This is a genomic window from Calothrix sp. CBUCES-K 9914, from assembly GCF_059640475.1.
The window spans coordinates 1-9,147 of record NZ_JBXXZH010000248.1 but is presented as its reverse complement, the minus strand read 5'-3'; the positions used below and the strand labels follow the sequence as shown (position 1 = coordinate 9,147).

Annotated in this window: 6 protein-coding genes and 3 pseudogenes; 1 reads left to right on the top strand and 8 read right to left on the bottom strand. The window is 41.1% G+C overall.

Translation table 11 applies throughout. From position 1 onward, the window contains the following. The 7 genes and pseudogenes from AC2JBO_RS35845 to AC2JBO_RS35815 form a co-directional block, all read right to left on the bottom strand. Positions 1 to 585: type I restriction-modification enzyme R subunit C-terminal domain-containing protein (locus AC2JBO_RS35845; RefSeq protein WP_496958404.1), on the bottom strand; the 585-nt coding region annotated here is incomplete at its 3' end. Positions 586 to 715: 130 nt separating this feature from the next. After that, positions 716 to 1,067 (bottom strand): annotated as a pseudogene (locus AC2JBO_RS35840) (four helix bundle protein). Between the two features lie 111 nt (positions 1,068 to 1,178). Then, positions 1,179 to 1,835 (bottom strand): transposase, encoded by a 657-nt coding sequence (locus AC2JBO_RS35835; RefSeq protein WP_496958403.1) that lies wholly within the window; start codon positions 1,833 to 1,835, stop codon positions 1,179 to 1,181. Between the two features lie 501 nt (positions 1,836 to 2,336). Next, positions 2,337 to 2,675: a pentapeptide repeat-containing protein gene (locus tag AC2JBO_RS35830; RefSeq protein WP_496958402.1), complete on the bottom strand. Its 339-nt coding sequence runs from the start codon at positions 2,673 to 2,675 to the stop codon at positions 2,337 to 2,339. A gap of 705 nt (positions 2,676 to 3,380) precedes the next feature. Next, a complete protein-coding gene (locus tag AC2JBO_RS35825) occupies positions 3,381 to 3,959 on the bottom strand; it encodes a DUF4360 domain-containing protein (RefSeq protein ID WP_496958401.1) in 579 nt (192 codons plus the stop codon). A gap of 173 nt (positions 3,960 to 4,132) precedes the next feature. After that, on the bottom strand, positions 4,133 to 5,239 hold the full coding sequence (locus tag AC2JBO_RS35820) for a right-handed parallel beta-helix repeat-containing protein (RefSeq protein ID WP_496958400.1): 1,107 nt from the start codon (positions 5,237 to 5,239) through the stop codon (positions 4,133 to 4,135). Between the two features lie 383 nt (positions 5,240 to 5,622). Beyond that, a pseudogene (locus tag AC2JBO_RS35815) lies at positions 5,623 to 5,793 on the bottom strand (Tn3 family transposase); the annotation flags it as partial. A 264-nt stretch (positions 5,794 to 6,057) separates the two neighbouring features. Here AC2JBO_RS35815 and AC2JBO_RS35810 point away from each other — a divergent pair. Continuing rightward, positions 6,058 to 6,309 carry a beta/gamma crystallin family protein gene (locus AC2JBO_RS35810; RefSeq protein WP_496958399.1) on the top strand — a complete coding sequence of 84 codons (252 nt, stop codon included), beginning with the start codon at positions 6,058 to 6,060 and terminating at the stop codon, positions 6,307 to 6,309. 338 nt (positions 6,310 to 6,647) lie between these two features. Here AC2JBO_RS35810 and AC2JBO_RS35805 read toward each other — a convergent pair. Beyond that, positions 6,648 to 7,193, bottom strand: a pseudogene (locus AC2JBO_RS35805) (photosynthetic reaction center family protein); the annotation flags it as partial. Between the last annotated feature and the right edge of the window lie 1,954 nt (positions 7,194 to 9,147).

The window sequence follows — 9,147 nt, the reverse complement described above, 5'->3', positions numbered from 1 at the left end:
CATAACACCGTTTTGTGTGAGATAATCGATTATCATTTCTACAAAGCGTATTTGGTTGGCGTTAAAGTTTTGTTTTTGTAAGTACTTATTAAATGCTTGTTTGGCTGCTTTACGGTCTAAACCTACAAGTTTACGAATAAAGCTTTTGATATTAAGGGCGCCATATACTTGTTGAAACTGCTCTCTATTTTCGATAACCTCGGAACCGTATAGCATTTTTTCGAGTTCTGTTACATCAGAGTAAGTTAACGGTACGTTGCGTTTTAATTTAGCTATAGTAACGTGGTTTTGGTTTTCACGAATATATGCTTCTACTTTTTTACAGTACTGTTCCTTACTAAAACCAGTTTGGTGAGTTGGTACAGTAATCTCGTCTAGGTCTTCGAGTTCATCAACAAAGTCTGTATATACAATAGCTTGTTCGTTACGGTCTATAAATTTGATTAAATCACGTAACTGGCGCCGACTGGTTTCTAACATTTCTGGTGTTACATCAGTCCACCAAGTTTGTGTTTGTAATTCTTCTATTAACGGTAACTGTGCTTTTACCATTGGAACAGTGCGCTTTTGCTCTAAGTGTTGCATTAACTCCCGCACTTAGTCACGTAATTTTATAAAGTTATCCCCCCTACCCCCCTTAATAAGAATGGCACGAAAAAAGGCGGAGGGCAGGAGGCAGAAGGCAGAAGGATGCAGAATAACAAGGTTTAAAGTTTTAAACTTTAAGCTTGTTGAGACTTGCTACCATAATTTTCTGCATCTCCTCAACTTCATTGATTACGGGGGTCAAAAATTTATCTTCAACTAACTTAACTTTTTGGGCAATTATTAAGTTGTGTATCTAACTCGCGTAATGAACCTAAAGCGATATGAAGAAAATGAATGTATTCATTTTTACTACGTCTACCATAACCCTCTGCTATATTTGAGGCAACGGAAACAGATGAACGTCTTATCTGACTAGTTAATCCATAAAGTTCCCAGTCAGGGAATCTACTTGTTAATCGGTAACAACTAACAGCCAAATCAACGCTGCGATTCCAAATAAACTGCTGTTTATAACTCATAATTAGGCAAGTAAGTTTGAAGTTACAAGTTTGAAGTACTTATAACTTATCACCACTATGCTGTGGAAAATATTATTTAATATGAAGATAATCTGGTTTTCAAAAATTTAATTATTTAGCCAGATTAATCACGTAGCCAGTTTCTAAGTTTTGGCGATGACCATTATTTTTCCTAATTACAGCATCACAACCAATATTTTTAATCCAGTAAAAATCAGCATATGAACAAAAAGCTCTGTCTCCTAAAAGCACATCTCCTGGTTTTAAAAATTCATATAGTATGCGTGCAAGTTTAACATCACCAACATTGAACTTATCAATTATGGAAGAAACTAACGCTCCTGTCGCAAGGCTAAAAATTACTGCTATTTTTGCAATTGGAAACCCACACCCTGCTTTCTGACTACTCGATTGAGGATAAATTAATTGATTTGCCTCTGTATCTGCCATTGATGCTGTAGAAGTATCAATAACCTTAACATGACGACCACACCATAACTGTTCGGGTCTACATTTTTCTTCTAACTTTTCCCCGTTAAAAACGATAATTTTTGTAATAACTTTTCTGGTAGTCTTAAACGTGCCTGACAATAGCGCAAAGTGGGCGGTGTCGGTTTCCGTCCCGCCCAACTTTGTAAGAGATGCGCTTGTATCTGTTGATGGTAACTCTAAATTATATGTTGATAACCAAGCAATAACTCTAGATACAGCATTATGACAACTTTTTTCCGCATCTAGTATCTGTGATAAAAATGCCCATATCGTCACAAAAGGGTCAAATATACGGCGATAATACTTAATTTTAAATTCGTCAATTACTTCTTGAATTATTGATTGAGGTAGTATTTATTGAAAGGGTAATCCTGTACTTTGCAGAAATTTTTGCGCTTAGATTTCTACTCGATTCGGTATCTTATTAGTAAGCATTTTAATTTTCTCTTGTACCTAGTATTTATTAAACTAGATACAAGAGATTTTTTATACCGTAGATAGATTAGTTGCTTTTTTTACATCGAATCTCCTTGAGTAAAAATCAAAGCCCGCGAATCTGCTCAAAAGCATAGAAGGCATTAAAGCCATAGCTCATAAGCTTTTTAAGCTAATCTCGTTTCTTTTCCTTCTGCCCTCTGCCATCTGCCGTCTGCCTTTTCTTCGTGCCATTCCCCTTAAGGGGGGCTAAGAATGCTCTTTTTCCCTCTATTTAAAGAGCGTGCAATATCTCTTGTTCCCCCTTTATTAAGGGGGGTTAGGTTAGTTTACTCATTGTTGCTAATGCACCTCATCCTCACTAGGAAGCACTGTAATATCATCTGCTCCATCAAGAATCGCCCCTTCAAAGTTGGCGCCTGTAGTGTTTGCCACTTTAAGGTCTACCCCTTTAAGGTTTGCGTCTGAAAGGTTTGCATCTAAAATATATGTGTCTAAAAGGTATGCCCCTAGAAAGTATGCGTCTAAAAGGTTTGTATCTGAAAAGTATGCGTCTAAAAGGTTTGTATCTGAAAAGTTTGTATCTAAAAGGTCTGTACGTAAAAGGTCTGCGCGTGAAAGGTTGCTCTCTTTAAGATTCGCTTTGTAAAAATCTTTTGAAATTAGAACGCAATCTGACAAATCGGCAGGAACGTGCCAAAACGGGAATAAAGTACGCGCTCGAAATTAAGCTTTGTGTCAAAAGGTTTAACTGGAAGGACTTTCAGACTATAAATCTGTTGTATTTCTTTACCAACTTTGTGTGCGGAATTTGAAAATTTTCATTCTTCTCACAATTGCGCTCAACGTTTACTAGGCATAAATTTCAGCTTGTACTCATTTTCCCTTAGCATACTTTTCACCCGTTTTGGCACGGTCTCCCCTGGTTAGATTAGCAAATGAATTGTTATATTCTAGCTTCCCCCTGGCGCGTAGAGGGAAGTATTTTTAATATCTCAAAAGGTGCTGTACCAACTAACAATCACAAAAAATCAAAAAGTGCAATAGTAACTTGCATTTTTTTGGTTTACCATCACAATTTTTTCTACCGGGCGCCACATCTAAGGAGACGGCTGGATTCTAAGTATTCCGGTTCATTAAAAGGGAACAGCGGGAATGTTGGAAGCGAACGATAACTCCGATTTTTTATACCTCAAGGCGCCGTTATTGGTATCGAGCCGAGATATGACCAAAAACCTGCGATCTGACCTGAAAATGCTTGATTTTCTGTTGTAACTCCTGGCTTCTTTGACTTTGAAGTAGCAATTTTTCAAAGCCTTACAGAATAGGCTTTTTCAGACTAGATTGCAGGAAATTACACACATTTTGGCTCGATACCAAATTCGTTTATTTATTACAAGAGCGATATTTGATGTGATAAACTAAACCACGATGAGCTAGATCAAAGGAGTCAACGGTAGCCATACCTTGACCACTGGCAACTATTGAAGCATTCACTCGCATGTTTTCGCTAGTGCCACATGAAGACCAAACGTCAGCTTTAGTTGCCAAATTATCTCGAACGTTATAGTTGTTTTCGCCTTGAAATGTGCGTTGAAAAACAGGTCCTTTACTACCAGCGAAGAAGTATTCTGCTCGTAAAATTCCTGTGGTTTGAGGAGCTACATAGCCACGATAATCAGCATCGTAAAGAGAAATTTGAAAGCCTTGTGGTACTTTAATTGGAATACTTAAATTACAGCTTTTACGACTTTCTGCTGGATTATTTCCAAGTGCTGCAAACTTGTCAAATAAAATACTTAGCTCTTGACCATCAGGGCTAACGCTTACACTTGCGGATTGATGAGGACAACCATTACCACCATAGCTGGCGCCCTTTATCTCAACTTTGTCATTAGCTGATGCAGGACTAACAGAAGCAGCCAATAATGTAGTTGCAGCAAGAAATGCTTTTACAAGTCTCATAATTATAATTGAGTGTGGTGAGTCACAAAGCCTTTATTTGAGCGGATGAAAGTGTTTGACAGTTTTTAGACGCTTTCAATATTTATTCAATTGTCAATCCTAAATACCTAAACAAATATTGGCACCAAGGTGCGGGGAAAATCCCCCCTACTAGTTAAATACCAATCAAGTTATCATTCAGATGTTGCCTCTTCCGGAGGAGCTTCTTGGGGAAGAGGAATGACTCGCAATTGGTCTTGCTTTTGATTACTTGTGAAGTTATTCCTATCTAAAAATGGTCTTGCTTCTCCTATAATTACTAACCCATATTCACGATTATTTTCAATTGAATTTGATTGCAACTTGGGTTGTGCAGAGTCAGTTAACACGATTCCATTTCGATTTCCGCGAATCTGGTTGTCGGAAACTAATGGTGCTGAATTTCCACCGATCGCAATTCCAAAACCAGTATTATCAAAGATGTTATTCCGGATTTCTCCTCGTGCTTGTTTGGTTACAGAAATTCCATTAGCATCATTATTTGCAAAGCGATTATTTTCAATTCGAGGTGCTGCATTACCAGTAACAAAAACACCTTCACGTTTACTATTAATAAAAGAATTATTGCGGATGATTGCTTCTCCAGATTCAACCCAAACACCAGTTCCACGAGAGTTAGGATTAGTGACAGTTACACCAGAAATTTGGGTATTTTCTTGAGCGACAATCGTGACATTTTGACGGCCAAATGCACGACTCATGTGAAAGTCTCCACCGACTATTTCTACACCTTGCCCTTGTCCGCTTTCATTACCCTTGAGAGTAACACTTGGCTTGATAATTAATGGAAATGTTTCGTTGCTATATTTGCCAGAAGCTAACTGAATTGTTGTCCCTGGAATTGCTTGTTGGAGTGCATAGGAAATTGTGCGATAGGGTGAGCTTTCACTTTTTCCAGCGCTGCTATTGTCTGTTCCAGATTCGGAATTGACGTAAATAATTGTTTGTTGAATGGCTGGTGCAGCTTGTGTTGTTAAGACTTTTTTTGGAAATGTTGCTTGAGCTAAAAGTTTTGTGTTGTTAGTTTGAGATAGGATTTGACAATAGGCTGGAAATATTGTTAATAAAACTTCACTTGTTCTAAAAATCAAGCCTACCATTGTTGTAATTAGACGTATTCTCAAAATTTTCTCCTTACTACTAACTAAAGACAAATAGAAGGCATCGATCTGAAGTGGATTGTTTGTAGCATAGGAATATGCTCTACTACAAAACGGCCACTGTGCTTGGCTTCCAATCATTTTTAGGTTACGTCAACTGTAGAATTCAGCTTAACTTGATTTTTTGATTTGCAGATGTCGTTTAAAGTACCTTTTGTCATTACCATTTTGTAGCGATACTACCACAGGGGAAATTATGATCGAGGAGATAACTATCGCTGTAAGAGTCCAATTCGCAATCTCAAAGATTTTGAATTTAAATAAATGAGCCATAGTATTTTTCTATGGCTCAATATGCTTAACATTAATCCCACTTGATTATCTTGAATCTATTTTTGGTATCTATCTTGGTATATTGCTCTGTATTTTGTATGTTGGGGCAAATATAGCGAAGCTGTCACGAAGTGCAAACTAACCGGTTTAGTTTAGGTTATAAACCATGCTGTAGCTCGCTTCCGAGATTTTCATGCCGCAGTTTCAATCGGCAACCTTTCATCCATATCCAATTGGAAAGTGCCATAGGGATTGACATGTTCCCAAATTAAAGGCGAAAGCGCACGCAAATCCTCATCCTTCATCAGTTTCATCCATTGCGGTTGAGATAGCACCTGTTGAATTATTAAAGTATTAATATGGGACTCATACCATTTTAATACGAAGCTGCACATAACAAATTGGGCTAAAGCCTTGCTACATAAGCATCGATTCTATGCAGCTTCACACCAAATTGTTAATATACATTTACTATATAGTACAATTATGCGTTGCAGGTCTTCTTTATTTTGGCGAAGGTATTGCTCTGCATAAGTTGATTTTCATAAATCTATTAACCATCAAGAAGGAAAAACAATCCTGACCTTCAATCAAATCAACAACTCAATTACTCAAGGAGAAAAAATATGGCATCTGTATACCTATATGAGCATAGCAATTACGAAGGACAGTGGATGGAAATCCCAGCAGGTGGAGCAAGCTTTCAACCTATAAATCGACAAGAATTCGGAGTGAGTTCTATAAAAATTCCTTCAGGATTTGTAGTGGAACTGTCCAATTCTCAAGGAAGCGAATTCTATAAAGAAAGCACTCCCTATGTAGGGGATGCGATGAACGATCGTGTCGAAGGAATTGCAATTACCCAAATATATACTTAACGCAGAGGTCTGTTAACCATACAGTAATTGTTTAAAAGTACTCACATTCCAAGCATCGGCTGATTTATATGGGGTAAAAGTAGCGAAGATGCTGTTGGCGAAATATTTCGTTACATTTTAGTTGGCGCTGTAAAACGCATAGTAAGAGTTTTCAGTCTATCTTGCCCCTCATGACAGCTTCGCTATAATTTACCCTGGTTAACAAGACGAAGATTATTAGTAGACATGCCGCAAAGTTTATTAACCTTGGGATGATAATATTTATAATTACAAAATAAAAAGCGCCCCCAATATCAGGAGCGCTTTTTATTATCTATTCAATTTTACGATGATGCGTATTAACCGTTAATAGCAGGCGCCGAAAGTGCTACAGGAGCAACTTCACCACTAGCTAAGTCTAAGGGGAAGTTGTGAGCATTACGCTCGTGCATTACTTCCATACCTAAGTTCGCGCGGTTGATAATATCTGCCCAGGTATTGATAACGCGACCTTGGCTATCAATTACCGACTGGTTGAAGTTGAAACCGTTTAAGTTGAAAGCCATTGTGGAGATACCCAAAGAGGTAAACCAAATACCAACTACTGGCCATGCTGCCAAGAAGAAGTGTAAAGAACGGCTGTTGTTGAAAGAAGCGTATTGGAATATTAAACGCCCGAAGTAACCGTGTGCTGCAACGATATTGTAAGTTTCTTCCTCTTGACCAAACTTATAACCATAGTTTTGGCTTTCAGTTTCAGTTGTTTCACGAACCAACGAAGAAGTTACCAAAGAACCGTGCATTGCACTAAACAACGAACCACCGAACACACCAGCTACACCTAATTGGTGGAAAGGATGCATTAATATATTATGCTCTGCTTGGAACACCAACATAAAGTTGAATGGGCTAAGTGGGACAAGAAGTGGGACAAGAACCACATTACGGGTGCTTTTGCTGACCTTGAGGCAGCTGCTGTTCTTGATGCATCAGGCAACAATCATCAATCTCTTTGCTTTGGTCGCCAGTATGCACAGCTGTGTAAAGTGCCATCTGTGCAGAAGTTCCACAGGAAGTGACACTGCTGTGCTGGCAGTTTGAAGGGCCCAGTGACCTCAAGTGCTGAGAAAGCAAGGCAGAACTCACACAGAAGTCACGGATCCATGTTCTCCCCAGTCCTTTGTAGGGTGCGATATGCACGTGACTCCAGCTGGGTATCCGGCGTCCAAGTGATTAGACGTCCAAGTTGACGGGTAACCGGCGACCCGATCAGGTACGCAGGCTGCTATGATCAATAATGTTACAGCTACTGAGAAACTGGTACTTTGCATTGCGGCAGCTGGTGATGGAGTTGTGATGTGGGAACCAGTGACAAAGTCTGGTGCAATGAACAGTAAATGAGCAACGTACTGGCGGCTATGCGATCCCAGCCAATACACATCAACTTCAGGCCTAGCCTTAGATTATGCCAGTGGCAAGTCTATGGTGCTTCGCAGCCAGGAGTGTGAAAGGACGGATATGACACAGCAGAGTGATCGACTGCAGTACTGGGAGGATGAAACAGCAGCTATCAGTTGGAAGACACCTTCAAAAGATGGTTGGCCCGTACGAGTGCGCCTGGCCGCCGAGATCGTTGAGATTGTTCACCCACACGCAGCACACGCGCATGTCGAGCACACGCGGGACAGAAATGACACAACAGAAAGCAGCGTGCGCCAGGGTAACGTAAAAGTGCCTTAAATGTGTAGTTACAATGACGATGTTTAGTCGCAAGTATGACAACCTGCTGGGGTAGCAACAGATGAAGTCACTTCCATCATCCTGAACACTGCCGTTCTCAGTGACGCATCACCCAATGGGCCATGAGCATATGCAAAGGAAACACTTCACGGTTTTTCTCCACGACGGGAACATACATCATGCGCGGTGTGCGTCCTTCCGCCAATTGAGCTTGTACTGCTGGCAGTCAAACCACAGTACGTGTGGCGGCACACGCCACAGCCCTGTGCATCCACTTGATGCCATGATATTGTATCACACCAGACACACCAGGACCTATGGACGTGTGGTTGAACAGCAGCAGCGTCTCTGGCCTAATCACCGTGCGACAGCACAACACTGGGCACTGGATGGCTGCAGTCATAGTCACACCTCAGCAGTCAAGCCAGGTTGTTGCCAAACTTCTGCCACCGTGGCATAAAGTGACCATACTGAGCCAACAGACAAGCGCGTAGCATTGCACAGATCCGCACAACTGTAAGAGACTAGCAACACTGCCAAACTACTTCTGCACTGCGAGTGCATCTCACTGCACTGTGATGCACTCAAACCACGCCGACACCGTGTGACCGTGCGACATCCCCACACCAGCAAACCTGTAGTCAGCTGCAGGTTCCAAATGTCGTTTCAACGTTTGTCAAGTCAGCCTGCCAAGATATGCTGCTGCATCAGCACAGCACACCGCCGCTGCTCCCTCAACCACCTGTGCGCTGCAAACCTGCCAGTGGCAAGGGCAAGCTCAGGACCAACCCCAGCCAACACACTGTGAGTGCTGCATTCGCTGCATTGTGCTTTGCAAAGTGCATTTTCCTGCAACCATGGCAGTGCACAGACACACCACCCTGCTCCTAGAGCAGCGTGCATTGCTGCGTGCCAAGCTGATGCGCAAGATTCACACTACCCATGCTATTAGTAACCGCCCCAAGCCATGCCAACAGCTGCACATCAGCACGCTGTAACATGCAGCAGCTTCCAACACAGCTGCAAACTAGCCGAAAGTTGCGGCATCCGCCCAGAACAGCAGGAAGCAATCAAACCATGCAGCCACAGCACATCAAGAACGCGCTGATGAACTGCCGC